This is a genomic window from Blautia caccae (assembly GCF_040095955.1).
In the GTDB taxonomy this organism is placed as follows: Bacteria; Bacillota; Clostridia; order Lachnospirales; family Lachnospiraceae; genus Blautia; species Blautia celeris.
Genome location: NZ_JBBMFP010000081.1, coordinates 1 through 1,046 on the forward strand (window position 1 = coordinate 1; position 1,046 = coordinate 1,046).

Annotated in this window: 2 pseudogenes; both read left to right on the top strand. The window is 42.9% G+C overall.

The annotated features are described in order from the left end of the window. Positions 1 to 246, top strand: a pseudogene (locus WMO65_RS26230) (IS66 family transposase); the annotation flags it as partial. Between the two features lie 36 nt (positions 247 to 282). Continuing rightward, positions 283 to 1,046 (top strand): annotated as a pseudogene (tnpC, locus tag WMO65_RS26235) (IS66 family transposase); the annotation flags it as partial.

Sequence of the window (1,046 nt, forward strand, 5' to 3'; positions counted from 1 at the left end):
GGAAACTGGAAACGTATACCGGATGAAACATACAAACGTCTGCGCCATGAACCGGAATCCCGGACTGTAGAAATTCATACAGTCGAAGTTTATGTTGGTACCGATGGGTACCATCAGGATGAATTTCTTCGCGGGGACAGATCAAAAGATATATTCCCTAATAGTATTGTCACGCCATCTCTGCTTGCTTCTATTTTGAATGTGAAGTATGTGAATTCTTCACCGCTTTACCGGATTGAACAATAATCCCAGCGTAATGGGGTAAACATTTCCAGACAGACAATGGCAAACTGGATCATTAACAGCTCTGATCGTTATTTCGCTGCACTTGTGGAACGAATGAAGCAGGAGCTGCTTAAACTTCCAGTTACACAATCAGATGAGACGCCTACGCAGGTAATTCATGATGATCGCAGTCCTGGGAGTAAAAGTTATATGTGGGTACACCGATCCGTTGAACTTTTCAAAGAACGTCCGATTGTTGTCTACAAATACCAAAAAGGCAGAAATCATGAACTGCCTCTTGCGTTTTATCGGGATTATAACGGAGTGCTTGTGACTGATGGATTAAAATAATACCATCTCCTTCAAGATAAGATTCCCGTATTAACGAACGCGAATTGCTGGGCACATGCGCGTCGTGATTACGCGGATGCAATAAAAGCTGCAGACAAAGCAGATGCAGCTGCGGTAAAACGCTCCGTTTCGTATCAGGCATTAAGCCGGATTGCGTTAATATATGAATTGGAAGGTGCTTTAAAAGAACTTTCCCCGGAACAACGTCTTCAGGAGCGGCAGGAAAACATAGGGCCACTGGTTGAGGAATATTTTACGTGGGTAAAAAACAACTTGCTGATACAACAGTACCACCCAAAGGGAAAACTGCTGAAGGTCTGAAATACAGTGTGAATCAGGAAGAATATTTAAAAGTATTCCTCACCGATGGAAATGTCCCGATTGATAATTCAGCCTCTGAAAGATCCATCCGTACATTTTGTGTTGGAAAGAAAAATTGGATGTTCCATGATTCGGTCAAGGGCGCACAG